The organism is Oxalobacter formigenes, assembly GCF_002127965.1.
Lineage (GTDB): Bacteria > Pseudomonadota > Gammaproteobacteria > Burkholderiales > Burkholderiaceae_D > Oxalobacter > Oxalobacter formigenes.
Map to the genome: position 1 here is coordinate 344,817 of NZ_CP018787.1, position 26,419 is coordinate 371,235.

21 protein-coding genes, 1 tRNA gene and 1 riboswitch are annotated in these 26,419 nt (G+C 49.0%); of the genes, 17 read left to right on the forward strand and 5 right to left on the reverse strand.

Annotated elements, in window-relative coordinates:
* Positions 1-82 precede the first annotated feature (82 nt).
* The 5 genes from BRW83_RS01770 to BRW83_RS01795 all read left to right on the forward strand — a co-directional run bounded on the left by BRW83_RS01770 (position 83) and on the right by BRW83_RS01795 (position 8,009).
* The gene (locus BRW83_RS01770; protein ID WP_005882115.1) at positions 83-1,072 is read left to right on the forward strand and encodes a polyprenyl synthetase family protein; all 990 of its coding nucleotides are present in this window, start codon (positions 83-85) and stop codon (positions 1,070-1,072) included.
* Between the two features lie 17 nt (positions 1,073-1,089).
* Positions 1,090-1,166, forward strand: a tRNA-Pro gene (locus tag BRW83_RS01775).
* Positions 1,167-1,565: 399 nt separating this feature from the next.
* Positions 1,566-3,020 carry a tryptophanase gene (locus tag BRW83_RS01785; RefSeq protein WP_005882113.1) on the forward strand — a complete coding sequence of 485 codons (1,455 nt, stop codon included), beginning with the start codon at positions 1,566-1,568 and terminating at the stop codon, positions 3,018-3,020.
* A gap of 133 nt (positions 3,021-3,153) precedes the next feature.
* Positions 3,154-3,870, forward strand: coding sequence for a biotin--[acetyl-CoA-carboxylase] ligase (locus tag BRW83_RS01790; protein WP_005882111.1), 717 nt, complete (start codon positions 3,154-3,156; stop codon positions 3,868-3,870).
* 422 nt (positions 3,871-4,292) lie between these two features.
* Positions 4,293-8,009 carry a pyruvate carboxylase gene (locus BRW83_RS01795; RefSeq protein WP_005882109.1) on the forward strand — a complete coding sequence of 1,239 codons (3,717 nt, stop codon included), beginning with the start codon at positions 4,293-4,295 and terminating at the stop codon, positions 8,007-8,009.
* Positions 8,010-8,167: 158 nt separating this feature from the next.
* Here BRW83_RS01795 and BRW83_RS01800 read toward each other — a convergent pair whose 3' ends face one another.
* Positions 8,168-9,079 carry a LysR family transcriptional regulator gene (locus tag BRW83_RS01800; RefSeq protein ID WP_005882108.1) on the reverse strand — a complete coding sequence of 304 codons (912 nt, stop codon included), beginning with the start codon at positions 9,077-9,079 and terminating at the stop codon, positions 8,168-8,170.
* Positions 9,080-9,208: 129 nt separating this feature from the next.
* Between BRW83_RS01800 and gcl the strand changes: the two genes are divergently transcribed.
* From gcl to oxlT, 7 genes are all read left to right on the forward strand, one after another.
* A complete protein-coding gene (gcl, locus tag BRW83_RS01805) occupies positions 9,209-10,957 on the forward strand; it encodes a glyoxylate carboligase (protein WP_005882106.1) in 1,749 nt (582 codons plus the stop codon).
* 17 nt (positions 10,958-10,974) lie between these two features.
* Positions 10,975-11,757 (forward strand): hydroxypyruvate isomerase, encoded by a 783-nt coding sequence (gene hyi / locus BRW83_RS01810; protein WP_036603240.1) that lies wholly within the window; start codon positions 10,975-10,977, stop codon positions 11,755-11,757.
* 36 nt (positions 11,758-11,793) lie between these two features.
* Complete coding sequence (glxR, locus tag BRW83_RS01815; RefSeq protein ID WP_005882102.1) at positions 11,794-12,681, forward strand: 2-hydroxy-3-oxopropionate reductase; 888 nt, start codon at positions 11,794-11,796, stop codon at positions 12,679-12,681.
* A gap of 150 nt (positions 12,682-12,831) precedes the next feature.
* Entirely contained in the window at positions 12,832-14,100 is a 1,269-nt protein-coding gene (locus BRW83_RS01820; RefSeq protein WP_005882099.1) for a glycerate kinase type-2 family protein, read from the forward strand.
* A 28-nt stretch (positions 14,101-14,128) separates the two neighbouring features.
* A complete protein-coding gene (gene pyk, locus BRW83_RS01825; protein WP_005882097.1) occupies positions 14,129-15,550 on the forward strand; it encodes a pyruvate kinase in 1,422 nt (473 codons plus the stop codon).
* A 112-nt stretch (positions 15,551-15,662) separates the two neighbouring features.
* Positions 15,663-16,067 (forward strand): thioesterase family protein, encoded by a 405-nt coding sequence (locus tag BRW83_RS01830; RefSeq protein ID WP_005882095.1) that lies wholly within the window; start codon positions 15,663-15,665, stop codon positions 16,065-16,067.
* A 278-nt stretch (positions 16,068-16,345) separates the two neighbouring features.
* Positions 16,346-17,629, forward strand: a complete 1,284-nt coding sequence (gene oxlT / locus BRW83_RS01835) for an oxalate/formate MFS antiporter (protein WP_005882093.1) — start codon at positions 16,346-16,348, stop codon at positions 17,627-17,629.
* Positions 17,630-17,829: 200 nt separating this feature from the next.
* On the opposite strand, the gene BRW83_RS01840 is transcribed toward oxlT, so the two are convergent.
* On the reverse strand, positions 17,830-18,438 hold the full coding sequence (locus BRW83_RS01840) for a Crp/Fnr family transcriptional regulator (protein WP_005882091.1): 609 nt from the start codon (positions 18,436-18,438) through the stop codon (positions 17,830-17,832).
* 316 nt (positions 18,439-18,754) lie between these two features.
* Here BRW83_RS01840 and frc point away from each other — a divergent pair, with 316 nt between their 5' ends.
* From frc to metF, 5 genes are all read left to right on the forward strand, one after another.
* Positions 18,755-20,029 (forward strand): formyl-CoA transferase, encoded by a 1,275-nt coding sequence (gene frc / locus BRW83_RS01845; protein WP_086131735.1) that lies wholly within the window; start codon positions 18,755-18,757, stop codon positions 20,027-20,029.
* Positions 20,030-20,121: 92 nt separating this feature from the next.
* The gene (locus BRW83_RS01850) at positions 20,122-21,054 is read left to right on the forward strand and encodes a methionyl-tRNA formyltransferase (protein ID WP_005882088.1); all 933 of its coding nucleotides are present in this window, start codon (positions 20,122-20,124) and stop codon (positions 21,052-21,054) included.
* Positions 21,055-21,131: 77 nt separating this feature from the next.
* A riboswitch (S-adenosyl-L-homocysteine riboswitch) is annotated at positions 21,132-21,241 on the forward strand.
* A 32-nt stretch (positions 21,242-21,273) separates the two neighbouring features.
* On the forward strand, positions 21,274-22,686 hold the full coding sequence (ahcY, locus tag BRW83_RS01855) for an adenosylhomocysteinase (RefSeq protein ID WP_005882086.1): 1,413 nt from the start codon (positions 21,274-21,276) through the stop codon (positions 22,684-22,686).
* 132 nt (positions 22,687-22,818) lie between these two features.
* Positions 22,819-23,160 (forward strand): phage holin family protein, encoded by a 342-nt coding sequence (locus tag BRW83_RS01860; protein WP_005882084.1) that lies wholly within the window; start codon positions 22,819-22,821, stop codon positions 23,158-23,160.
* Positions 23,161-24,045: a methylenetetrahydrofolate reductase [NAD(P)H] gene (metF, locus tag BRW83_RS01865; RefSeq protein WP_005882082.1), complete on the forward strand. Its 885-nt coding sequence runs from the start codon at positions 23,161-23,163 to the stop codon at positions 24,043-24,045.
* Between the two features lie 40 nt (positions 24,046-24,085).
* Here the strand turns inward: metF and nusB are convergent, their stop codons facing one another.
* The 3 genes from nusB to ribBA are packed head-to-tail and all read right to left on the reverse strand — an operon-like array spanning position 24,086 to position 26,236.
* A complete protein-coding gene (gene nusB / locus BRW83_RS01870; protein ID WP_005882080.1) occupies positions 24,086-24,556 on the reverse strand; it encodes a transcription antitermination factor NusB in 471 nt (156 codons plus the stop codon).
* 47 nt (positions 24,557-24,603) lie between these two features.
* Complete coding sequence (ribH, locus tag BRW83_RS01875; protein WP_036604042.1) at positions 24,604-25,089, reverse strand: 6,7-dimethyl-8-ribityllumazine synthase; 486 nt, start codon at positions 25,087-25,089, stop codon at positions 24,604-24,606.
* Positions 25,090-25,117: 28 nt separating this feature from the next.
* Entirely contained in the window at positions 25,118-26,236 is a 1,119-nt protein-coding gene (gene ribBA, locus BRW83_RS01880) for a bifunctional 3,4-dihydroxy-2-butanone-4-phosphate synthase/GTP cyclohydrolase II (RefSeq protein ID WP_005882076.1), read from the reverse strand.
* Positions 26,237-26,419: the final 183 nt, after the last annotated feature.

Consider the following 26,419-nt stretch of genomic DNA (forward strand, 5'->3'; position numbering starts at 1 on the left):
TGCAAAGATGAGTTAGCCTCACCAGACATCTCATCGTATAATCGCAGCGAGTCCATAAAAACAAAACTGAACGGATTTTCCCTTGAATCAACATCAAAGCACCGATTCCCACGATTCGTTTTTGAGTACGATTGCGCCCGACATGGAAGGCGTCAACCGGATTATCCGGGAACAGTTGCATTCAAATGTTCCTTTTATCAGCCAGATTGCGGAATATCTCATCAATGCAGGCGGCAAACGGATTCGTCCGGCTTTGGTGTTATTGATGGCAAGGGCTTTCGGTTATCAGGGAACGCAGCATCAGATGCTTGCCGCCATGATCGAATTTATTCATACCGCGACGCTCTTGCATGACGATGTAGTGGATGAAGCCGATTTGCGCAGGGGGAAATCAAGCGCCAACGCCCTTTTCGGGAATGCCGCTTCCGTTCTTGTCGGCGATTTTCTTTACACCCGCGCATTCCAGATGATTGTTGCCGTCAACGATATGCGTATTCTGCCGGTTTTGTCCGATGCAACGAATCTTATTGCCGAAGGCGAGGTGATGCAGCTTGTGAATGTGCGCAATCCCGCTATCGATGAAAAACGGTATATGGAGGTCATCTACGCGAAGACAGCCAGGTTGTTTGAAGTTTCCGCTGTTTTGGGCGCCTTGATTGCACATGCTTCTGAGAAAGAGATTGAAGCTGCGGCTGCGTATGGTCGTTCTCTCGGGATCGCTTTTCAGCTGGTCGATGATTTGCTCGATTACGCCGGTGAAACGGATGTTCTGGGGAAAACGGTGGGAAATGATTTGCGTGAAGGAAAAATGACCTTGCCGCTTATTTTCCTGATGTCGCATTGTGACGAGAGTATCAGGAAAACGATTCGGGAGTGTATTGAAAACCATGACGAGGCTTCCCTTCCTTTCATCCTTGAGGCGGTCAAGGCCAGCGATGCGCTCGACTATACCGCCCGGAAGGCTCAGGATGCGGCAAATGATGCAGCACAGGCCTTGTCCTGTTTGCGGGATAGTCAATACAAGGAAACTCTGATAAAATTATCGACCTTCTCAGCGGAAAGAAATTATTGATTTCCGCTTTTTCAATTCGGGGTGTAGCTTAGCCTGGTAGAGCGCTACGTTCGGGACGTAGAGGCCGGAGGTTCAAATCCTCTCACCCCGACCAGTTCAAATTTATTTTCCCTTCCTTGTTTTTCATGCCTTTTGTTCCTTCCCGGTCAAGGCGTTTTTCATTTTCGTTTGCAATTTTCCATTTTTATGGTCTGTACGGCTGAAGAAAAGGGAGTTTGGGTAATTGTCCTTTATGAAGACCTTGCATACGGCTGCCGTGATAAAAGATTTCTTTGGAATTATCCGTGCGAATAATTTGTTTTTTTGCTGCAAATAAAACAGGTTTTTCTTATATCGAATTGCGTTTTTGATATAAAAATGGAATAAAATCGACGTATTTGTCATGCAACAGAGGCAATGAAGTATTGATTTTTCAGATAAGCCGACTTCCTGCTGTTTAGCTGTCCAGACGGGAAGTCTTTTATTTTTTACGATCCAACCTACTGAGATTTTTATGTCCAACGAAACAATCAAGATGACCAGCGGTGAGTACGTTCCTATTGAAATGCATAAGGTGCGTGTTGTTCAGAAACTTAATCTTTTGCCGATTGAGCAACGACTGAAAGCGATGGAAGACGCCGGTTTCAATACATTCCTGCTCCAGAACCGCGATGTGTTTATGGACATGCTGACAGACAGCGGTACGAATGCCATGTCCGATCAGCAGATCGCTTCGATGATGGTTGCCGATGATGCTTATGCCGGTTCCGAATCGTTTAACCGTTTGCAGGAAGTTGTTGAAGAAGTGCTGGGCACGGAATATTTCCTGCCAGCTCATCAGGGGCGTGCTGCCGAACATATCATTTCGCAGGTCTTCGTCAAAAAGGGCGATATCGTTCCGATGAACTTCCATTTTACGACGACGAAAGCACATATCGAACTGGCTGGCGGCAAAGTGGCTGAACTGTTTACGGATGACGCGCTTGAAATCAAATCCGACAAGCCTTTCAAGGGCAATATGGATATCGGCAAGCTGAAAGACCTGATCAAAACTCACGGCAAGGAACATATCCCGTACATCCGTATGGAAGCCGGCACCAACCTGATTGGTGGCCAACCTTTCTCGGTTGAAAACATGCGTGCCGTCCGCAAGGTCGCTGACGAAAACGGTATCATGATTGTTCTGGATATCAGTCTGGTTTGCGAAAACATGTATTTCATCAAGATGCGTGAACCGGAATTCATGGACAAGAGCCCTGCAGAGATCCTGCGTACGCTCTGCGATTTGTCTGATGTTATTTACTTCTCGGCCCGCAAGATCAGCTGTTCCCGTGGGGGTGGCATTGCTACGAAGAACAAGGAACTGTATCTGAAAATGCGCGACATGATTCCTCTGTTCGAAGGCTTTCTTACTTATGGTGGTATTTCCGTTCGTGAAATCGAATCGATGGCAGTTGGCATGCGTGAAGCAGTTGACTGGAACGTTATCCGTCATTCGCCAGAATTCATCAAATATCTGGTCGACAGTCTGGACAAAAAAGGCATTCCTGTCATTACGCCAGCCGGTGGCCTCGGTTGCCATCTGGATGCCAGAGGATTCCTGCCTCATCTGAGTTCTTTCGATTATCCTGCCGGTGCCTTGGCTGCTGCCTTGTATATCGTTTCCGGTGTCCGTGGTATGGAACGTGGTACGATTTCGATGGACCGTGACGAACAGGGTAATGACGTACCGTCTGAAGTTGAATTGCTGCGTCTCGCTTTCCCACGCCGTGTGTTTACTCTGTCTCAGGTCAAGTATGCGGAAGACCGTATTGAATGGCTGTGGAAAAACCGTGAGTTGATCGGTGGTCTGAGATTCACCGAAGAACCGAAAGTGCTGCGTTTCTTTGTCGGTCGTCTGGAAGCGTCTTCCGACTGGCCACAGAAATTGCTTGCCAAGTTCAGAGAAGATTTCGGCGACAGTCTGTAATCCGTTTGCTGACGCAGTTTGAAAAGCGACCCGAAACGGTCGCTTTTTTCGACTGTCATTAATCAGAAATCTGAAATCCCTTTTTCTCAAAAGGTGAAAGATGGTGAAAAAAATGCTATTCAATTTGTAAATTATGCTTACTGTACTTGAAAGTACCGATTCGGTTTTGAATGCGGCCTGGAAAATGGTGGCGGATTCCCGTTTTTCCGTTTTTGATGCGCTTATTTCTTATGAACAGACTGCCGGCCGCGGTCAATATGGCCGTTCATGGATCAGTCCTCAAGGGAATGTTTACGCCGCTATCCGGCTTCCCTATACGGCTCCTTTTAATAATACGGAAGCGGCTTTGGCATTGTCTTGTTGCATTGCTGCAACACTTGCGGATTTCGGCTTCGACATCAAAATCAAGTGGTTAAATGATCTGGTGATTGAAGGAGGTAAAGTCGCGGGCATCCTCCTTGAGCAAAAAGGCGAGAAACTGGTCGCCGGTATTGGCATCAATCTGGTTTCTTCTCCGGATTCACTTTCTCTTCGCGAAAATGCGGCACTTCCAGCTACCAGCCTGTATGGCGTCGATCCTGTGGTAGCGAGAAATCTGACTCCGGAAATTATTGTTGAAAATCTGGCTGATCGACTGGCGAAGCTTGATCTTGGCAGCTTTTCGACATCCTGGCGAAACGAGGCGTTTTCCCGGCTATTGTGGCTGAATGAGAAGGTATGTCTTGACGTAGATGGATCACTTGTCACTGGCGTACTGGTGGGTATTGATGAGCGCGGCGGTTTGTTGCTGGCAACCGGGGAGGGCATCCAGACATTCATGCGAGGCGCGATAAGAAAAGTGTCTGAGTGACAGACGTTTTCGTTTTTATGGAATCAGAGCATGTTTCTGGTCATTCCGGGAGCAATTACATTATTTGTGATCTGGTTGCCAGATGGCACAATCCCGTTTTCCACATTATGAATCTCCGTTTTAAAGCATGTTGGGTACATTCATCGGGAGTTTTAAGTGATGAAACTGTGCAGAAATGGAAATTTCTTTGTTTTCAGAGTTTTTCATGGGAAACAACGTCATTACATATTTTATAATTTGCTTTAAAATTAACATATTTGGCTTTTGAAGCCGGGTTTGGCTGAATTTGGTGAAACAATGCCACGTTTGCCGACCCTGCTTCAGGCGGTTTTGCCATCCGTTTTTTATCTTGGCCAGAAACGGCGGAGTTTTTGGTGTATTTCCAATAACAGATTGAATCAGCGACTGTGCTGAGAAGAGAAATGAATCTTAAAAAAAGAACCTTTGAGGAAGTCCGGGAGTCTCTCCGCGGCAAAGTCATTCTGGTTGTAAACCGCGGTATCCCGGCACGTCGTATTTGCCGATCCATTGGAGAACGGTTCGAAGCTGTTTCTGCAATGACCGTTACCGATGTCGACAAGACGCAACCTGCGGCCGCTTCCGCTCAGGAATTGATTCTTCTGGGTTCTGATCCACGTGCCTACCTCCATCTTGAGAGGATCATGGAACTGGCCAAGCAACGCAATGTTGTGGCCATGCATCCGGGCTGGGGTTTTGCCAGCGAAGACATGCTTTTCCCGAAACTGGCTGAAGAAGCCGGTATCACCTTCATTGGCGCTTCTGCCGATGCCATGTACAAACTGGGCAACAAGGTTCAGGCTCGTATTATCGCCCGTCAGGTAGGCGTTCCTGTTGTTCCGGGGTCGGATGATTCGGTTGACGTTGAACAGGCAAGGGCCATCATCGAGGAAATCGGTTTGCCGATCATGCTGAAAGCTGAAGGCGGTGGTGGCGGACGAGGTATTTTCCGTGTGACCAATCAGGAAGAACTGGAAGATGCCTTTATGAAAGCGTCGGCCATGGCTCAGGCTTCTTTCGGCAATCCACGCCTGTTTGTCGAAAAATATCTGCCCAATGTCCATCACATTGAAATTCAGGTGATTGCTGACCGTTGGGGCAATGTGTTTGCCTTTGACGAACGCGACTGTACCGTACAGCGTAATAACCAGAAGCTGATTGAAATCACGCCTTCGCCATGGAAGGGCATCACGCCGGAACTGCGTGAGCAACTCAAGGAATATGCCCGCCGGATGGTTCTGGCAGTCGGTTACCACTCGGTTGCCACGGTCGAGTTTCTGGTGACCGAAGACTCGACGCCATACATGATTGAAGTCAATACCCGTTTGCAGGTTGAACACGGTATTACCGAAAGCCGTTACGGGGTTGACCTTGTGGAAGAACAGATTGCTATCGCTTTCGGTTCGGAACTGCGTTTCAACGAAGAAAATACCCGCCCGATCTTCACCTCCATGCAGGTACGGGTGAATCTGGAAGACCCTCAGGATGGATTTACACCAAATTCGGGACTGATTACCCGTTACGTGTCGACTGGCGGTCCCGGTGTCCGTCTCGATTCGAATCTGTCGGCCGGTTACGAATTCCCGTCCAATTATGATTCGGCTGGTGCCCTGTTGATTACCTATTCGCACGACTGGCAGAAAACGATGGGTATCATGGAGCGTGCGCTTTCCGAATATGTGATCGGTGGGCTGAAAACAACCATTCCGTTTATGGAAAAAATCATCAGCGATGAAAATTTCCGTAACGGCAATATCACGACGACCTATATTCACGATCATCCGGAACTGCTCAACTACACGGATCTTGCACCTGAAAAAGAACGTCTGGCCAAACTCGTGGCTGAAATTTCCGCGCGTGGATACAACCCTTATGTCTCGCTGGGAACGTATCGCAATCGCAATACACCATCACTGGGCAGTTTCAAGGCAATCCTGCCGGAAATCACCCAGAAAGCAAAACGGACTCCATCGCCGTATCCACGTGGTGACCGCCGCGCTCTGCTTGATTTTGTACGCGATAGCGGCAAAATCCACTTTACGGATACCACGACTCGCGACATGACCCAGTCCAATAATGGCAATCGCATGCGTTTGGCGGAAGACAGGCTCGTGGGACCTTATCTGGACAATCTCGGCCTGTTTTCCATCGAAAACGGTGGTGGTGCCCATTTCCATGTGGCCATGCTTGCCAACATGACGTATCCGTTCAGGGAAGCGCGTGAATGGAACAGTTTTGCGCCGAAGACCCTGAAACAGCTGCTGATCCGTTCGACCAATGTACTGGGTTACAGCCCGCAGCCAAGAAATTTGATGAGGCTGACTGGCGAAATGATCTGTGATCACTATGACGTGGTTCGCTGCTTTGACTTCCTGAATGAACCGGCCAATATGTTGCCGATTACGGAAGTGGTCATGGACCGCAAGGACAAGGTATTTGAACCGGCACTGTCGCTGTCTTATGCCAAGGGCTTCGATATCAACCACTATCTCGGAGTCACTGAATCCATCATCGCCATGATGTCCAGGGTTTCAGGCTTGTCGGAAAAAGCGGTTACCCGTGAATTTATTCTGGGCTTGAAGGATATGGCTGGCGTTTGTCCGCCGAAATTCATGCGTGAACTGGTCACGGCACTCAGAAAACGCTGGCCTGAACTGGTTCTGCATTACCATCGCCATGTCACCGATGGCCTGTTCCTGCCTGCTTGTGCAGCTGCTGCGGAAGCAGGTTGCCAGATCGTCGATGCCGGTCTCGGCGCTTCGGTTCGCAGCTATGGTCAGGGCGATATCGGTTCGCTGGCCGCTTATATGGAAGATGAACTGGGTCTTCAAACCAGCCTCAACCGGGAAGCGCTGCGCGATGCCAATTTCGTTTGCAAGCAGTTCATGCCATATTTCGACCGTTACTGCTCGCCTTATTTCCAGGGCGTTGACCATGACGTTATCCGTTACGCCATGCCGGGTGGTGCAACTTCTTCTTCGCAGGAAGGTGCTGTCAAGCAGGGTTATATCCAGTTGCTTCCTTATATGCTCGACTTTCTGGCCTATACGCGCCAGATCGTTCGCTACCACGATGTGACACCGGGTTCGCAAACGACATGGAATACCGCTTTTCTGGCCGTGACCGGGGCATACAAGCGTGGTGGCCTGCCAGCCGTCCAGCAGCTTCTTTCCGTGCTCAAAACGGTTACTGAAACCAAAGAAGAAGACCTTACGGAAGAAATCAAGCAGAAGCGCCTTGATACCTATCGTGATTGTAACGAAGCCTTCCAGAATCTTCTGTTGGGCAAGTTCGGACGTTTGCCGCTCGGTTTCCCGGATGACTGGGTTTACCAGAGTGCCTTCGGCGCCGACTGGAAAAATGCCATCGCTTCCCGTACGGAAGTATCTCCTCTGGAAAATCTGGCACCAGTCGACATGGAAGTCGAAAGGGCTGAATTGGCAAGACTTCTGAAACGCGATCCGACCGATGAAGAATTTGTCATGTACCTGAACCATCCGGCAGATGCGATCAAGACCATCGAATTCCAGAAAAAATTCGGTAACCCGAACCATTTGCCGCTGGATGTGTGGTTTGAAGGTATCAAACCGGGCCAGACGCTCAATTTCAATACGACCAGCGGCAAGCCGCACCAGATGCTTCTTTTAAGTATCGATCCGGTTAATGATGACGGCGTTGCCACAGTACGGTACGTTCTGGATTCCGAAATTCTCACAAGCGAAGTCCAGATCGACGCTCCCGTAACGGCTGCCGGTGGCGGCAGTGGTTCGGTTATTGCGGAAAGCGGTAACCAGTATCATGTCGCCAGCCCGCGCAAGGCCGATCTCTGGATTGTCCACGTCAAGGAAGGCGATATCGTCAAGCAGGGTCAGGAACTCTTCAATGTCTCCATCATGAAGCAGGAAAGATCGGTTCTGGCTCCTGTTAACGGGATCGTCAAGCGGGTCGTCAAGACGGCCGACTTCAAGAAAGACCATCGTATGGTGCCGGTACTCGAAGGAGAGCTTATTGTCGAACTGTCGCCTGTACCGAAACTTTGCCCGAAATGTTCCTATCCGATTACGGATGAACATGCCAAATTCTGTCCATTCTGTGGAACGGAAGTTTCGAGCGAATCCTAAGCAGGAATGCCTGAAACAGCTTTATAAGCATTTCGGTTCGTCAAATAAAAACCGCCGGTTGATCCGGCGGTTTTTATTTTGTACGACAATCGCTGCTGATAGCACACGCTTCTTGTAAGAAAACTCCATTTTCTTGCAGAAATGAAGGCCGGGATGCTTTAGTGTGGTTGTGTCCAGTAATCCGTTTGCATGTACGTTGTTTTCAGATGATCAATGAACAGGCGGGTTTTCAAGGGGAGGTATCTTTGCTGGGGGTAAACTGCCATGATGTCGTAGTTGGGAAGGGCGTAATCGTCCAGTACGGTGACCAGTTTGCCGGAAGCGAGTTCGGATTGTATTTCCCATGTCGAACGCCAGGCCAGCCCATATCCTTCCAGACACCAGCGGTGCAGGAGTTCTCCGTCGTTGCAGTCGAGATTGCCGGCAGTCCGGATAATGACGGTTTTGTTGTTTTCATTGAAATGCCAGCCACGTTGCTGGCCTCCCTGCAGGTTGAATGTCAGGCAATTATGCTGGCTCAAATCCTTTAGATTTTTCGGAACGCCATGTTTTTCAAGGTAATCCGGTGCGGCGCAAACGACACGATGGTTTGAATACAGGTTTACGGCGATAAGACTGGGATCGATTGTCCCGCCAATGCGAATGCTGAGATCGTAGCCTTCACGGACAAGGTCGACGACTTGATCGCTCAGGTTGAATGATATCTTGACATCGGGATTGGCAGCCAGAAAAGCCGGGGCATGCGGCGCTACATGCTTTCTTCCGAACGCAGCCGGAGCGGAGACGATGAGGTGGCCGGTTGCTTTGTTCAGGCCTTCGCCGATCATTTTTTCCGCCTGATCCAGTTCGTCGAGTATTTTTTTACATTGATCGAAAAATACCGTACCACGCTCAGTTAGTGTAAGATGTCGAGTTGTACGATGCATCAGTTTAATGCCGAGACGTCGTTCGAGCGCATCTATACGCCGCCCCAGCATAACCGGAGTCACTCCCTGCCCAAGCGCAGCTTTGGCAAGGCTTCCCTTTTCTGTTGCATTAACGAATGCTTCAATTTGTTTGATTTTATCCATATGTGGCATTCCTTACAAAAAGTATGGAATCAAGCGATATTTTATTATCTTATCAAACAAAAAAATCATCTATATAATGCGAATTAATTGCATTTAATAAATTTGAATTGTTGAACCTGGAGGTGCTTCATGGCAAAAATGACCGCAGCCGAAGCGGCTGTCTGTGTATTGGAAAAAGAAGGCGTAACCCAGCTGTTCGGTATTCCCGGCGCTGGTATCAATCCGTTTTATGCGGCGATGAAAAAACGTGGCACCATGAAACATATCCTGGCTCGTCATGGTGAAGGTATCGCTCACATGGCGGAAGGTTATACCCGTGCCAAACAGGGTAATATCGGTGTCGGTGTGTGTACGTCCGGCCCCGCTGCGACCGATATGATTACCGGTCTGTATTCTGCACAGGCTGACTCTACCCCGATTCTGGCCATTACCGGTCAGGCTCCTCGCGCCAAGCTTTTCAAGGAAGATTTCCAGGCCGTAGACATTGAAAAAATCGCCGCTCCAGTCACCAAAATGGCTGTTACCGTCCGTGAACCTGCTCTGGTTCCGTGGACTTTGCAAAAGGCTTTCTATCTGATGCGTTCCGGTCGTCAGGGTCCTGTATTGATCGATCTTCCTCTGGATGTCCAGATGGGTGAAATCGAATTCGATCCCGATACCTACACTCCGCTGGAAGTCCATCCACCAAAAGCAACCCGCGCCCAGATCGAAAAAGCGCTGACCATGTTGAACGACGCTGAAAAACCGCTGCTGATCGCTGGTGGTGGTGTCATTCTGGCTGACGCTTCCCCATTGCTGGTTGAACTGGCCGAGCTTCTCGGAACGCCGGTTGTTCCAACCCTGATGGGGTGGGGTTCCATTCCTGACGATCACGATCTGATGGCCGGTATGGTCGGTCTCCAGACCCACCATCGTTATGGCAATGCCAATTTCCTGGCATCGGATTTCGTCATGGGTATCGGTAACCGCTGGGCAAACCGTCATACCGGCGGCATGGATACCTATACCAAGGGCCGCAAGTTTGTTCACATCGATATCGAACCGACCCAGCTGGGCAAGGTTTTCTGTCCTGATTATGCCGTTGTTTCCGATGCAAAAGCCGCTCTGGAACTGCTCGTTGAAGTTGCGAAGGAATGGAAAGCTGCCGGCAAGCTGAAAGATCGGTCCGCATGGGGTGCTGAATGTCTGAAGCGCAAACGTACCATGTTGCGTCGTACCGATTATGATGACGTTCCGATGAAACCACAGCGCGTTTATCAGGAAATGAACAATTTCTTCGGTAAGGACGTTCACTACGTTACCGCTATCGGTCTGTCCCAGATCGGCGCTGCACAGCACCTGAAAGTCCAGCAGCCACGCGGCTGGATCAACTGCGGTCAGGCAGGTCCTCTTGGCTGGACAATTCCGGCTGCGCTGGGTGTTCGTGCCGCTTTGCCGGATGCAGACATCGTGGCCTTGTCCGGTGACTTTGACTTCCAGTTCATGATTGAAGAGCTGGCCGTGGGCGCTCACTTCAACCTGCCTTACATCCATGTTCTGGTTAACAACTCTTACCTTGGCCTGATTCGTCAGGGACAGCTGGGATTCAATAATCTGGATTACTGTGTCCAGCTTTCTTTCGACAATATCAATTCGCCAGAAGTGGATGGCTACGGTATTGACTTCGTCAAGGTTGCTGAAGGCCTGGGCTGCAAGGCAATCCGTGTTCACAAGCCGGACGAACTGATTCCCGCATTCAAGAAAGCTCGCGAATTGATGAAAGAATTCAAGGTTCCTGTGGTTGTGGAAGCAATTCTTGAAAGAGTAACCAATATCCCGATGGGCGGTAATCTCGACCAGATCAATGAATTTGGCGGTGCCCTGGACGTTAACGAATAATAAAAAGGAGAATGACAATGCCAAAGATGGCTGCCAATTTGTCCATGTTGTTTAATGAAGTTCCTTTCATGGACCGTTTTGACGCTGCTGCCAAAGCAGGTTTCAAAGGTGTGGAATTCCTGTTCCCGTATGCATTCAATCTGGATGAAATCGCGGAAAAACTGCAAAAGAATAATCTGGAACTGGTTCTCCACAATTTGCCTGCCGGTAACTGGGAAGCGGGTGAACGCGGTATCGCCTGTCATCCTGATCGTGTAGGCGAATTCCAGGACGGCGTTGGCAAGGCAATCAATGCTGCCAAGAAACTGGGCGTCAAACAGGTCAACTGTCTGTCCGGCCCGGTTCTGCCAGACGTTTCCGAAGACAAATTGCGCGCCACCTTTGTCGATAACCTGAAATTCGCCGCCGGCAAGCTGAAAGCCGAAGGCATTCGTCTGGTTACCGAACCGGTCAATACCTTCGACATGAAAAATGCGTTCTTAAACCGTACGCAACAGGCTGTCGATATCATTCGCGATGTCGGGTCGGACAACCTGTTCATCCAGTACGATATCTATCATATGCAGCGTATGGAAGGTGAACTGGCCAATACCATCAAGGCCAACCTGCCGTTGATCAAGCACATGCAGCTGGCTGACAATCCTGTCCGCAATGAACCGGGCACTGGTGAAATCAACTATCACTTCCTGTTCAAGTTCATCGACGATATCGGTTACGATGGCTGGATCGGTTGCGAATACAAGCCAAAGACAACCACTGTTGAAGGTCTGGGCTGGCTGAAAGAATACGGCGTTAAGTAATTGACAATAACGATAACGAAATAATTGGAGAAAAATATGGCAAATCTGGGTTTTATCGGTCTGGGTATCATGGGCGTGCCAATGGCAGTCAATCTGCAAAATGGCGGAAACAAACTGTTCGTTAACGATAAAAAAGCTCCTCCTGCAGCTTTGACGGACGGTGGTGCAAAAGCATGTGCAACCGGCGCCGAAGTGGCTAAAAATGCCGACATCATCTTCATCATGGTTCCTGATACACCGGATGTGGAAGCTGTCCTGTTCGGTGAAAATGGTGTTGCACAGGGTCTGTCCGCTGGCAAGATCGTTGTCGACATGAGTTCGATTTCCCCAATCGCTACCAAGGAATTTGCCAAGAAGATCAATGATCTCGGCTGCGAATATCTGGATGCGCCTGTATCCGGTGGTGAAGTCGGTGCCAAGGCCGGTTCCCTGACCATCATGGTCGGCGGCAAGGAAGAAACCTTCAATAAGGTCAAACCCCTGTTTGAACTGATGGGCAAGAACATCACTCTGGTAGGCGGTAACGGCGACGGCCAGACCACCAAGGTAGCCAACCAGATTATCGTTGCCCTGAACATTCAGGCTGTTGCTGAAGCCCTGTTGTTCGCTTCCAAGGCCGGCGCCGATCCTGCCAAGGTTCGTCAGGCCCTGATGGGCGGTTTCGCTTCTTCCCGTATTCTGGAAGTTCATGGCGAACGCATGATCAATCGTACTTTCAACCCTGGTTTCAGAATCAATCTGCATCAGAAAGATCTGAACCTGGCTTTGCAAGGTGCGAAAGCTTTGGGCATTTCCCTGCCTAACACTGCAACTGCACAGGAATTGATGAATGCCTGCGCTGCCAACGGTCTTTCCGGAATGGACCATTCCGCATTGTGCCGTGCAGTAGAAATCATGTCAGCACACGAAATTGCCAAAGCATAAATCTGACATTTCTGTATTAACCGGTGAAAGCGTTGCTTTCACCGGGCTAATTCAACTAAGGCCATCAAATCGAATGCGGAATGGAGTCGCTTGAAGCGAGTTTTTGCGTTTATCGTTTGATGGTTTTTTTATTCAGGGTTGATTGTGATGATGCCTATCGATAATCCCAAACAGTTTTTGCTGGATCTGTATTCCAGCGCTATCTCGGCAGTGAGTGCCGAAAAGTGCCTGCCGCAATATTTGCCAAAACCGGTGCCAGGTGGCAGAACAATTGTTATTGGCGCAGGCAAGGGCGCTGCTGCAATGGCCAAGGCTGTGGAAGATCACTGGGATGGCGAGCTGTCCGGATTGGTGGTCACACGCTATGAACATGGCCTCCCATGCAAGCATATTGAAGTGGTCGAGGCATCTCATCCTGTGCCGGATGCAGCCGGTCGGGACGCAGCCAAACGTATGCTGGAAATGGTTAAGGGGCTGACTGAAAAAGATCTGGTTATCTGTCTTGTTTCCGGTGGTGGTTCAGCTCTTCTGGCGTTGCCTGCCAAAAATATTACACTGGAAGAGAAACAGCAAATCAATCGTAAATTGCTTAGAAGCGGTGCCAGCATTTCGGAAATGAATTGCGTAAGAAAGCATCTTTCCGACATTAAAGGCGGCCGTCTGGCATTGGCTTGTGCACCGGCGAAGGTCGTTACTTTGCTGATTTCCGATATTCCCGGGGACGATCCCGGCATTATCGCCAGCGGCCCGACATTGCCGGACCCGACGACTTGCGAAGATGCATTGGCAATTCTGAAGAAATACCAGATCGATGTCCCGGCTAACGTGGTCAAGCATCTGGAATCGGGTGAAGGGGAAACGCCGAAGCCAGGTGATCCCCGTTTTGCACGTAATGAAAACCACATTATTGCAACGGCTCAGGAAGCGTTGGAAGCCGCTGCCGAAATGGCTCGTGCACAAGGTATTACCCCATATATTCTGTCCGACCGGATCGAAGGTGAATCAAGGGATATCGCCCTGATGCATGCCGCTATGGCAAAACAGGTTATCGACCGCAACCAGCCGTTTGAAAAACCGTGTGTGATCATTTCCGGCGGCGAAACCACCGTGACAGTAAAAGGCAATGGTCGTGGTGGTCGCAACGCGGAATTCCTGTTGAGTCTGGCGATTGCGCTGGACAAGGAGCCTGGTGTGTACGCGATTGCCTGTGACACAGACGGTATCGATGGTTCGGAAGACAATGCCGGAGCGGTATATGCTCCGGATTCAGTCGCACGTGCGGAAGAAAAAGGAATACGCCCACGCAAATTGCTGGAGAATAACGATGGTTACGGTTTCTTCGATGCTTTGGATGACCTGATTGTAACCGGGCCGTCGAGAACCAACGTCAATGATTTTCGTGCGATTTTGATCATTTAAGATTCAAGGAATTCGAAAGAGTTTAATTATGCGTCGTCAACGTAAAGCAAAAGTGGTAGCGACACTGGGACCCGCCAGTTCTACCAAGGAAATGATATTGTCCCTGTTTGAAGCAGGCGTGGATATGTTCCGCTTTAACTTCAGTCATGGCACTCAGGACGATCACCGTGCGCGTCATGAAGCCGTTCGTGAAGTCGAACGGCTTGTCGGCAGGCCTATTGCCATTCTGGCAGACCTTCAGGGGCCAAAATTGCGTATCGGCAAATTTGCAGAAGGCAAGGTCAATCTGAAAACCGGCGATGAATTCATTTTCGACCGCAATACGGCTGATGGCGATGAAAAACGCGTGAACCTGCCTCACCCGGAACTGTTTGGGGTAATGTCTGCTGGCCATTCCATTTCGATGGATGACGGCAAGATCAGAATGAAAGTGATTGACAGCAATCCCGACCAGATTCGCGCATCCATTATTACGGGTGGCCCATTGTCCGACAGGAAAGGGGTCAATGTCCCGGATGTTGTCCTGCCGATTCCCATTTTGACTGAAAAAGATCGTCGCGATCTTGAATTCGCTCTGTCTCTTGGTGTTGACTGGGTTGCCCTGTCTTTTGTACAGCGTCCTGAAGATCTGGTCGAAGCACGCAATCTGATTGCCGGTCGTGCCGGATTGATGACCAAGCTGGAAAAACCGGCGGCACTGGACCATCTCGATGAAATCGTCATGGCATCCGATTCAGTCATGGTTGCCCGTGGAGACCTTGGTGTTGAATTGCCGCCGGAAAAAGTGCCCGGTGCACAGAAGAGGATATTGCGTGCCTGCCGCCATTATGGAAAGCCGAGCATTGTCGCTACCCAGATGCTCGAATCGATGATTTACGCGCCAACACCGACCCGCGCCGAGGCTTCTGACGTGGCCAGTGCTGTTTACGATGGTGCAGATGCCGTGATGCTTTCGGCGGAATCGGCCAGTGGCGCTTACCCGGTGCAGGCAGTTTCCATCATGGACAGAATCATCGGTGAAGTTGAAAACGATCCGATTTATCCGATGATGATCAATGCCCAGCACGAAGAATCTTTGCCATCGAAGAGCGACGCTATTTGTTCGGCTCTGAGATCGGTTTCCCAGATGATCGGGGCTGTCGTCAATGTCACTTATACCGATTCCGGTAATACAAGCTTGCGAGCAGCCCGGGAGCGGCCTATGGCACCGATTCTCAGCATAACGCCCCATTTGTCTACGGCTCGTCGGCTGGCGCTTGTCTGGGGTGTTCATTCAACGGTCATCGATCATGATGTCAAGGATGTGGATGAAATGGTCGATGCAGCCTGCCGAACGGCCTTTACCGAGGGATTTGCCCGGCCGGGCGACCAGCTGGCCATTGCAGCGGGCATGCCGTTTGGACAACCGGGTACGACCAATTTGTTGCGTATAGCCGAAATTGAGAAATAAATTTTCATTTTGAAAAAACAGGGCCGTACAGGCCCTGTTTTTTTATGAAGCAGCAAGCTTGTAATGATGAAAACAAGGCCATCTTTTACTACGTCAGCAGAAAGGAGTTGTCATGAAACCGTTTGAAGTAACGCTTGAAAAAGGCCTTTCGGCAAAAATGGAATTTACTGTTGGTGAAAAAGATACTGCAAAGTATTATGGCAGTGGCAAAAGCGAAATTCTGGCGACGCCTGCACTGGTGCGATACATGGAAGCCACGGCACAGAAAATCGTTGATACCGGTATTCCTCACGACTGGCAGTCGATCGGTACTTTTTTCAGTGTGGAGCATAATTCTGCTACACCGGCAGGCCTTGATGTCGAAATCCATGCCATTCTTGTCAGTATTGACGACAAGGATTTAACGTTTGAAATCAGTGCATTCGACAATTCCGGCCGGATTGCCACAGGAATTCACAAACGCATTGTGACAAAAACTGCCACACTCGAAAGACTTCTCAAAAAGAAAAGCAGATGATTCTTCAAATGTTTTCAGGGCATTACAACTGATAATTCCAGTCAAATCTCTTCATTTTTTCCTGTGTCGTAAAGTGGATATAAAAAATCTAATCTTGACCGAGGTCATGGTCAGCAGAAAATTGTTCTCGCACAATAACAGAGCAATCAGGCAAATAGGTTATGAATCTCATAATTTCTTTGCTGCTAAATTGGTAAGAGTGCATAGTCCAAAATAAGCGGAGGCAATAACATCCGCAGTGACCATGTTTGTAGTAATCATTAAAGGAGAGTAGATATATGGCTACACAAGAAAAGTACCCTAATCGGTGGGTGCAGCTGGTGCTGGGTATCGTCTGTATGGCTACAGTGGCTAACTGTCAATACGGTTGGACGCTGTTCGTTGCCCCAATTGAAGATAAATATCATTGGGCTCGTACCGCAATTCAATTGTCCTTCACGATCTTTATTTTCTTCGAAACATGGCTGGTGCCTATTGAAGGTTGGGCGGTTGATAAATTTGGTCCACGTCCGGTTATTATGTTCGGTGCCATCATGGCAACCATTGGTTGGGTGATGTACTCCTGGGCAAGCAGCCTGGCATTTTTGTACGCTGCTGCTGTTATTACAGGTATGGGCGCTGGTGCTGTTTACGGTACCTGTTCCGGTAACTCTTTGAAATGGTTCCCGGACAAACGTGGTCTGGCTGCTGGTGCAACCGCTGCAGGTTTCGGTGCCGGTGCTGCATTTACCGTTGTTCCTGTCGCTAACATGATCAACTCTTCCGGCTACGAACAAGCTTTCTTCGTATTCGGTATTCTGCAGGGTATCGTCATTTTCTGTTGCGCAATCTTCATGCCACGTGCAAAACTGCCACCAGGAACGAAAGCTGTTCCACGTGTTATTTCCAGTAAAAAAGACTTCACCCCGACCCAGATCGTCAGACAACCGATTTTCTGGCTGATCTATGTTTGCTTCGTTGGTGTTGCTTCTGGCGGTATTATGGCAACGGCTTCTTTCGGCCCTGTTTCCCGCGACTACGGTCTCGACAAGATTCCTGTTACGGTACTGGGTGTTACCCTGCCTCTGTTGACCATGGCTATGTCCATCGATAACATCTGTAACGGTGCCAGCCGTCCAATCATGGGCTTCCTGTCCGATCGCTTCGGTCGTGAAAACATTATGTTTGTCGTGTTTATGGGTGAAGCAGCCGCTCTGCTGGGCCTGATGCAATTCGGTCGTACGCCAATCGGCTTCATGTTCTTCGCAGGTATGACCTTCGCATGCTGGGGTGAAATCTTCTCGCTGTTCCCATCCATGTGTGCTGATACCTTCGGTAGCAAGAACGCTGCGGGTAATGCTGGTACGCTGTATACGGCAAAAGGTACTTCTTCCCTGTTGGTTCCGCTGGCTGCTGGTCTGGCTAAAGGCGGTAACTGGAACCGTACCTTCATTCTGTCTGCATGTATTGCAGCAACCTGCTCCATACTGGCTCTGTTCGTTCTCAAGCCATGGCGCCGGAAATTCATCGAAAACAACAACAAGGAAATGGAAGCTCTGGCTGCTGCACAGCAACAGGCTTGATTTCCCGAACCAACTGGAGAGTTTCGGCTCTCCAGTGTTGAAGTTTCGGTGAATCTGAAACAAAAAAGCGGTAACTCTTATGAGTTACCGCTTTTTGTATTAATTCTGTTCTGTTTATTGGTGAGGCGTAATTTGTGTTGAATAAATCAAGAAAACGGATGTGTTTGACCAGGAGATCCGGCTGGCTTGATTGTTTTCGTTCAGATCTTGCCCTGATTTTTCAGGCGGCTCAGTGTTTCGGGAGAAAGGTTCAGGTAGGAAGCCAGTTCTTTTTTTGGCATACGGTCGAAAAGGTCGGGGTGTTTTCTCAGGAAGCGGTGTACCCGACCCGGCGCATCCAACAGGTGTAATGAAATGGTATGGGACATAATGCTGCTCATAATGCGCATGACTTCCATTTCAAATTTCTGCTTTAAGGCAGGATGCTCTTCAATGAATGCAACCCACTGGGGCATCGCTATTCGGGCTATACGGGCTTTTGTAACAGTAATGACGCTGAATGGGGCTGCCTTGTCGAATTTCCATGAGGCGTAAGTGGCTTCCATGTAGCGTTCGCTTGTAAAGCGGAGAATCATTTCCTTGGCGTGCTGGTTCGCAACCGATCTTTTTAAAATACCATCCAGAACGAAGATGACTTCCAGATCACGATCTCCCTGATGGGTCAGACAATCGCCCTTGGAGTGATCGGATACGTCAAGATGAGGCTCCAGCTCCGCCAGTTCATTTTGCGCCAATTCTTTCAATATACAATTTTGAGAAAGCTGCACACGAATGATGTTTTTCTCAGGATGATTTGCTATTAATGCCATGAGTTTTTCAGCTTTAGTTGACGTAACGTTAAAAAACGCTTGAAAAAAATTGACGAAGGTCAAGAAGTCCCAGTTTGAGTCTGGAAACTTGACTGTGGTCAAGAATATATCAGGAGTTGAGAAGCTATGATAGACATTAGCTTAAATATTTGGCGGATAACTGGATGTTTTTGTGAAAGTATTGTTTTTCCGTCAAATGTTCTAGGTCATTTGGTTTAATTCTCCTGGTGGTTAACGCTTTGTAAAAAGTTGATTGTTAGGAGAAAGTTGTAGATTAACAGCGAAAAATTAACCAATATATTGGAGGAAGATAAATATGGGTAGCAAAGCATTATCCGGAGTAAGAATCCTGGACATGACCCACGTACAGGCAGGTCCAACCTCATCGCAGCTGCTGGCATGGATGGGTGCAGACGTTATCAAATTCGAAAACCCGACCGGCGACATCACGCGTAAGCAATTGCGCCATGATCCGGAAAAAGACAGCTTGTACTTCACCATGTTGAACAGCAACAAGCGTTCCATCATTGCCAACATGAAGAGCAAGGCAGGCTGTGAAGTATTCGAAGCCCTGCTGAAAAAATGCGACGTCATCATGGAAAACTTTGGACCGGGCGTTCTGGAAAGATTCGGATATTCCTGGGAAAAAATCCATGAAATCAACCCATCCATCATCTACGCCACCATCAAAGGCTTCGGTTCATCCGGTCCATACAGTGACTACAAAGCCTACGAACCGATCGCCCAGGCAATGGGTGGTTCCATGTCCACAACCGGTTTCCCTGAAAACCCCCCGACCATTACCGGCGCCCAGATTGGTGACACCGGTACCGGTCTGCATCTGGCCATCGGTATCTGCGCAGCCCTGTACCACAGAACCCACAATGGCAACGTAGGCCAGCAGGTCGAAGCTGCCATGCAGGAATCCGTCATGAACCTGTGCCGCGTCAAATTCCGTGACCAGGGTCGTCTGATGGGTGGAAAAGGTGCCTTGCCAGAATACAGCCGTCCGACCCTGGGTCTGACAGCCGTGCCACGTGCCGGTAACGACTCCGGTGGTGGTCAGCTGGGTAACTGTATTCCATGTAAACCATTCGGTGCCAACGACTACTGCTATCTGGTTGTACAGGAAGCGAACTGGCCAATCGTCGCAAGAGCGATCGGAGACGAATCCCTGGTAACAGACGAACGCTTTGCCACGTTGGCAGAACGTCGTAAAAACCAGACCGAACTGTGGAAAATGATTGCGGACGTAGCGAAGAACTACACCAAAACCGAATTCACAGCCTTCTGTAACGAAAAGAACATCCCATGCGGCCCTGTTCTGTCGACAGAAGAACTGATGACGGATCCACACGTTCTGCATCGTGAAATGATCGTCAAGGTAGAAGGTCACCCACAAGGAGACTACTACACAGTTGGTATGCCAGTGAAACTGTCAGACGGTAACGTCGACAAGATCACGCCGGCTCCAATGCTGGGCGAACACACCGAAGAAGTGCTGAGAGACGTTTGCGGCATGTCTGACGCGAAAATTGCAGAACTGAGAGAAGGCGGTGCTTTCTCCCTGCCACCGAAAAAAGCGAAATAATTGGTGGTATTGCTTTAATGAAGTGATTCATTAAACTTTCTGCAGGATGGGTGGCTTGTCCACCCATCTTTTTTTATGCATAAGGGGTTTCCATGCGTATTGTCATTGTCGGGCAACGTAGATTCGGAAAAGCGGTTTTTGAGGCTTTTCAGTCTCGTGGGCATGAGATTGTCGGAGTATTTGTCGCGCCTGATAAAAAAGGGGCTGAGCCGGATACCCTGAAACTTTATGCAATGGATAAAGGTATTCCCTTATTCCAGTTTAGCGATCTGGGAAGTCCCGAGGCTCTGTCGGCGATTGCCGATTTGAAATCCGACATGGCTGTCATGGCTTATGTGCTCCAGTTTGTTCCGGAAGAGTTCACGAAAATCCCGAAGTACGGCACGATTCAGTTTCATCCTTCGCTGTTACCGAAATATCGCGGGCCAAGTGCCATTAACTGGGCGATTGTGTGTGGTGAAAAAGAAACGGGCATTACCGTTTTTCGTCCTACAGATGGAATGGATGAAGGGCCGATTCTTCTGCAAAAAAGGGTTTCGATAGATCCGGATGAGACCTTGGGCGCTTTGTATCACCGGCGTTTATTTCCTTTGGGCATTGACGCTTTGCTGGAGACGGCAGACCGTATTGCTTCTGGCGATTATGAAGAAAAGGAACAGGATAATACTGTAGCCAGTTACGAAGGCTGGTTCAGAACCATAGATGCGAGGATTAACTGGAATAATCATGTCAATCAGGTTTATAACCTCATCAGGGGATGCAATCCGAAGCCGGGAGCATGGAGTACGGTAAACGGTCTGAAATTTATCGTCCTGGATGCGAGAAAACATCTTCATGCAGCAGCTGATAGCGTTCGGGGAAGACCGGGTTCGATCGTTGAAGTGGATGAAAAGAGCGTTTTTGTCGGAGGGCAAGGTGGTGAAATCCGGATTTTCCAGATCCAGCTTGAATCAGGAGAAAAAATACCGGCACCGGATTTTGCAAGACAAAATGGCTTGCAAGCCGGTTCACCTCTGGGCAACTGAAGCGGTTTTATTGTCGATACTTATCGTAGTGACTGCGAAAATTTAACAAGTTGCCTTTTTTCATGTAATATTGCCGCACGTCCGAGGAGCGTTGCAACAAAATGATTCCGTCATTTCTGCCATATAGTTGAAAAATACGGAAATATTTTAGCCAGGCTCGGATTCTTCAAAACGGCGCTCACGTTACTTTTTTCTCATTATTTTAGAAAGGAGAGCGTGATGAACGCTGTATCCAAAACCGAACAGGATTTTTACATTGCCGACCCCGATTTAACTGCATGGGGTAATAAGGAAATCAGGATTGCAGAAACCGAAATGCCGGGTTTGATGGCTATTCGGGAAGAATATGCTGCTTCCAAGCCCTTGTCGGGCGCACGTATCAGCGGTTCGCTGCATATGACTATTCAAACCGCTGTATTGATCCAGACGCTGGAAGCGCTTGGCGCAAAAGTGCGCTGGGCTTCCTGTAATATTTACTCTACGCAGGATCACGCTGCCGCAGCGATCGCATCCAATGGCACGCCTGTGTTCGCATTCAAGGGTGAATCGCTGGATGACTACTGGGAATTCACTCATCGCATTTTTGAATGGCCTGACGGTGGTTATTCGAACATGATTCTAGATGATGGTGGTGATGCAACCCTTTTGCTTCATTTGGGAAGCCGTGCTGAAAAAGATGCCACGGTTCTGGATAATCCGGGTTCGGAAGAAGAGGTTTGTCTTTTCAATGCCATCAAACGTCATTTGAAAACCGATCCGAACTGGTATTCCAAACGTATCAAGGAAATCAAGGGCGTTACTGAAGAAACCACAACGGGTGTTCATCGTCTGTACCAGATGCATGAAGAAGGAAAACTGAAGTTCCCCGCCATTAATGTGAACGACTCCGTTACCAAGTCCAAATTCGACAATCTGTATGGTTGCCGTGAATCGCTGGTAGACGGTATCAAACGGGCGACAGACGTGATGATCGCAGGCAAGGTGGCTGTGGTTTGCGGTTATGGTGACGTCGGCAAGGGTTGTGCCCAGGCTTTGAAAGCACTCTCGGCACAGGTCTGGGTAACTGAAGTGGATCCGATTTGTGCGCTTCAGGCTGCGATGGAAGGTTATCGGGTCGTTACGATGGACTATGCGGCAGAAATGGCTGATATCTTCGTTACCTGTACCGGCAATTACCATGTCATTACCCATGACCATATGGTGAAGATGAAAGATCAGGCTATCGTTTGCAATATCGGTCACTTTGATAATGAAATCGATGTCGCCTCGATGAAAAAATACACCTGGGACAATATCAAACCTCAGGTCGATCATATTATTCTCCCGAACGGCAACAGAATCATTCTTCTGGCAGAAGGCCGTCTGGTCAATCTGGGTTGTGGTACAGGCCATCCTTCTTATGTCATGAGTTCGTCTTTTGCCAATCAGACGATTGCACAGATCGAACTGTTTACCAATACCGAAGCATATCCAGTCGGCGTTTATACCCTGCCGAAACATCTTGATGAGAAAGTCGCCCGCTTGCAATTGAAGAAATTGAATGCGGTGTTGACCGAACTGTCGGATGAACAGGCCGCTTATATCGGTGTCAAAAAGGAAGGTCCGTACAAACCGAACCACTACCGATATTAATCGATATCAAAAAGTGAACGGAATTCATTTTCCGTCACTTTAGCCAGACGAATTTTGGATATGATGCTCATACGGTATCAAATACCATCTGAAGTCTGAACAAGTGTTCCACCATTTTTTTGGAGGGGAATCATGCGTATTCTCATCGTCTGGCTGATTAATACGGTTGCTTTGCTCGTCTTACCTTATCTGATGACGTCGATCAGGATTTCCGGCTTCTGGACTGCGTTGATAGCGGCGCTGGTACTTGGGCTGGTCAATGCGCTGATCCGGCCGATTCTCGTTGTGTTGACATTGCCTGTAACGCTGGTGACACTGGGTCTTTTCATTTTTGTCATCAACGGTTTGCTTTTCTGGCTGGTTTCCAGAATGGTGGACGGTTTTTATGTCAGCGGCTTCTGGGCTGCGATAGGGGGAGCACTGCTTTACAGTATCATTTCGTGGGCATTGTCCACTTTGCTATTGAAAAATTAAATGCCAACACAAAAAAGTTTCAGTATTGAAGTTTTTCCTCCCAAGACGCCGGAAGGGATCGAAGCACTGCGAAAGACACGTGCAGAACTGGCCGAGTTATCGCCAAAATACTTTTCGATCACTTACGGTGCGGGTGGCTCGACACAACAGGGAACGCACAATATCGCTCTGGAAATCCAGAAGGAAGGATTTGAGGCGGCTCCTCATGTAACCTGTATCGGAACGACGCGGGAGTCTGTCAGGGAACGACTGAATGAGTGTCGTGCAAACGGTATCAGACATATTGTTGCCCTTCGTGGCGATTTGCCGAGTTCTTATGGTGTTTTGGGAGAATTCCGTTATGCCAATGAACTGGTTGAATTTATCCGAGCCGAAACGGGCGACTGGTTTCGCATCGATGTAGCTGCTTATCCGGAAATGCATCCTCAGGCAAAGTCCTTGCAGGATGATGTAGACAATTTTGTTCGTAAGGCGCAGGCGGGAGCTGATGCTGCAATCACGCAGTATTTCTACAATGCTTCCTCTTATTTTCGTTTTATGGAAAATGTGCAGAAAGCGGGTGTCGATATTCCTGTTATTGCCGGTATTATGCCGATTACCAATTTCAAACAACTGGCGCAATTTTCCGATATGTGTGGAGCGGAAATTCCACGCTGGATTCGCCTGAGGCTGGAAAGTTATGGCGACGATCTGGCTTCGATTCGCGCATTCGGTCTGGATGTCGTCACGGAACTGTGTGAACAGTTACTGGCAGGTGGTGCGCCGGGTCTTCATTTCTATAGCCTGAACAAGGCTGCAACGACCCGGGAAATCTGGCATCGCCTGAAGCTGGATGAAAGAAAAGAAATCGGCTCCGACAAAAAAGCCGAAGCCGTTCAGGTCTGAAAATGTGGCGCCGTTCAGTTTACTGAACGGCGCCATTGTTTTATGCCTTGCGATCGGCTTCCACTTCGACGGGCCGCAATTTCGCTGCCAGCTTGTCCAGAACGCCATTCACGAATTTGTGGCCGTCAATCCCACCGAACGATTTGGTCAGTTCGACAGCTTCGTTGATGACGACCCGATACGGTATTTCAATGTGATTGCTTAGCTCAAATGCACCCAGAAGCAGAATGGCATGTTCGACAGGGGACAATTCTTCAAGCGGACGGTCTATATGTGGTGCGAGTTCTTCGCGTAATTTGTCTGCCTGATGAATGCTGCCTGACAAAAGCGTGACGAAGTGGCCCGTATCTGCCTTGTCGAATCCGTGTGCCTGCCGGATATGCTCAATGATGACAGGTGCGTCATCACGGTTCAATAACCATTCATACAAGCCTTGCAATGCAAATTCCCTCGACCGGTGCCGGGGTGAACGGTTTTTGGATGGATTGGCATGGACTGATGTAGTTTTCATTTTAATAATGCAGGAAATGTCACAAACAAAAATGCTTTGTGAAAATGTTATTCGTCTTCTTCAGGTGGTTCCAGCTCATCGATTGCCATGACAAGATTGGCCATCTCGACAGCGACGCGGGCGGCTTCGGTTCCTTTTTCAACCATGCGCGCTTCAGCCTGCTCATCCGTATAAGTCGTTAAAATGGCATTCGCAATTGGCATGTCGAAGTCGAGGGCGACACGTGAAATACCGGCGGCGGACTCATTGGAAACCAGTTCGAAATGATAGGTTTCTCCCTTGATGATCCCACCGACGGCGATCAGGGCGTCGAATTGTTGCGATTCAGCCATTTTCTGGAGCGCTGTCGGGATTTCCAGTGCTCCCGGAACAGTGGCGACAAGAATGTCTTCATCGGCGACGCCAAGCCGTTTGAGTTCTTCCAGACAGGCGCCTAAAAGACCGCGGCAGATTTCTTCGTTAAAGCGGGACTGGACAATACCGATTCTCAGATCCTGGCCTTGAAGATCAATTTCAAAAGTGTTGACGGTCATCATCGTTCTCCTTGGTCGTGGATGAATGTTAAATGTCTTTACTGTCCAGATAACCGGTTATGTCCAGATTGAAGCCGGTTGTCATAGAAGGCATTTTCTTGGGATTGGCCAACAGTTTCATTTTGCCGACACCGATATCCCGAAGAATTTGCGCGCCGATTCCGTGATTTCGAATGATTTCACTTTTTGCTGACGCCGAATCGTTTGTTTTTTGTTTGCCCAGAGCGTTGAAATTGTCGACAAATGATTCTGCCGATTCTTCGCTACAGTTCAATAATACAAGTATTCCACGTTCGGATGCATGTATTTTTTTCATGGAATCCAGAAGGTTCCATGAATGGGATGTGAAACGGGTTTCGATGAGATCAACCATAGAGAGAGGCTGGTGGACTCTGACGAGTGTTTCTTCATCCGGTGTGATGTCGCCTTTGACAAGGGCCAGATGGACGGACAGGCTGGGTTTGTCGCGATAAACGATGCCATGAAATGCCCCAGCTGCCGTATTCAGTTCGTTTTCGGCAATGCGTTCTATGATGCTTTCGTGCTGGTTACGATAGCTGATCAGATCGGCAATCGTACCGATTTTGAGATGGTGTTTATCTGCAAATTCAAGCAATTCCGGCAGTCGTGCCATCGAACCGTCTTCATTCATGATTTCACAAATGACGCTCGCCGGGGTCAGACCTGCCAATGCCGTCAGATCGCATCCGGCTTCGGTATGGCCTGCCCTCATCAATACACCACCTTCTTTTGCCGTGATCGGAAAGATATGTCCGGGCTGCACGATGTCTTGCGGTTTTGCATTTTTTGCCACGGCAACCTGTACGGTGCGGGCACGGTCGTAGGCCGAAATGCCGGTGGTCACTCCTTCAGCAGCCTCGATCGAAGTAGTGAATGCCGTGTTATATGAGCTGCGGTTGTCACGAGCCATCGGGGCAAGGCCCAATTGATCACACCGCTCCCTGTTTAGTGTCAGGCAAACCAGACCACGCGCGTATTTGGCCATGAAGTTGATGGCTTCCGGGGTGACGAAATCAGCGGCAATCATCAGGTCACCCTCGTTTTCACGATCTTCATCGTCAACCAGAATAACCATGCGACCGGCGCGCAGCTCGTCAATAATTTCTTGTGTAGGGGAAATGGACATAAGTAGTTCCTTTGGAACCCTCTATTTTAAATGAATATCTTCCAAACAGACATATTTACTTGTTTGAATGAAATGAATCAGTTTTTTGCCGGAGAAGGTTGCGGTTGTGTAAAGGACAGAACAGAACGGCGCAGAAAACAAACTCCATGAAATCCGGGCGAATTTCATGGAGTGCTCAAAGCG

Excerpts from the sequence above, each read along its gene's own strand:
- BRW83_RS01785 (WP_005882113.1), top strand. The coding sequence starts at position 1,566 with ATGTCCAACGAAACAATCAAGATGACCAGCGGTGAGTACGTTCCTATT.
- BRW83_RS01790 (WP_005882111.1), top strand. The coding sequence starts at position 3,154 with ATGCTTACTGTACTTGAAAGTACCGATTCGGTTTTGAATGCGGCCTGG.
- BRW83_RS01795 (WP_005882109.1), top strand. The coding sequence starts at position 4,293 with ATGAATCTTAAAAAAAGAACCTTTGAGGAAGTCCGGGAGTCTCTCCGC.
- BRW83_RS01800 (WP_005882108.1), bottom strand. The coding sequence starts at position 9,079 with ATGGATAAAATCAAACAAATTGAAGCATTCGTTAATGCAACAGAAAAG.
- gcl (WP_005882106.1), top strand. The coding sequence starts at position 9,209 with ATGGCAAAAATGACCGCAGCCGAAGCGGCTGTCTGTGTATTGGAAAAA.
- hyi (WP_036603240.1), top strand. The coding sequence starts at position 10,975 with ATGCCAAAGATGGCTGCCAATTTGTCCATGTTGTTTAATGAAGTTCCT.
- glxR (WP_005882102.1), top strand. The coding sequence starts at position 11,794 with ATGGCAAATCTGGGTTTTATCGGTCTGGGTATCATGGGCGTGCCAATG.
- BRW83_RS01820 (WP_005882099.1), top strand. The coding sequence starts at position 12,832 with ATGCCTATCGATAATCCCAAACAGTTTTTGCTGGATCTGTATTCCAGC.
- pyk (WP_005882097.1), top strand. The coding sequence starts at position 14,129 with ATGCGTCGTCAACGTAAAGCAAAAGTGGTAGCGACACTGGGACCCGCC.
- BRW83_RS01830 (WP_005882095.1), top strand. The coding sequence starts at position 15,663 with ATGAAACCGTTTGAAGTAACGCTTGAAAAAGGCCTTTCGGCAAAAATG.
- oxlT (WP_005882093.1), top strand. The coding sequence starts at position 16,346 with ATGGCTACACAAGAAAAGTACCCTAATCGGTGGGTGCAGCTGGTGCTG.
- BRW83_RS01840 (WP_005882091.1), bottom strand. The coding sequence starts at position 18,438 with ATGGCATTAATAGCAAATCATCCTGAGAAAAACATCATTCGTGTGCAG.
- frc (WP_086131735.1), top strand. The coding sequence starts at position 18,755 with ATGGGTAGCAAAGCATTATCCGGAGTAAGAATCCTGGACATGACCCAC.
- BRW83_RS01850 (WP_005882088.1), top strand. The coding sequence starts at position 20,122 with ATGCGTATTGTCATTGTCGGGCAACGTAGATTCGGAAAAGCGGTTTTT.
- ahcY (WP_005882086.1), top strand. The coding sequence starts at position 21,274 with ATGAACGCTGTATCCAAAACCGAACAGGATTTTTACATTGCCGACCCC.
- BRW83_RS01860 (WP_005882084.1), top strand. The coding sequence starts at position 22,819 with ATGCGTATTCTCATCGTCTGGCTGATTAATACGGTTGCTTTGCTCGTC.
- metF (WP_005882082.1), top strand. The coding sequence starts at position 23,161 with ATGCCAACACAAAAAAGTTTCAGTATTGAAGTTTTTCCTCCCAAGACG.
- nusB (WP_005882080.1), bottom strand. The coding sequence starts at position 24,556 with ATGAAAACTACATCAGTCCATGCCAATCCATCCAAAAACCGTTCACCC.
- ribH (WP_036604042.1), bottom strand. The coding sequence starts at position 25,089 with ATGACCGTCAACACTTTTGAAATTGATCTTCAAGGCCAGGATCTGAGA.
- ribBA (WP_005882076.1), bottom strand. The coding sequence starts at position 26,236 with ATGTCCATTTCCCCTACACAAGAAATTATTGACGAGCTGCGCGCCGGT.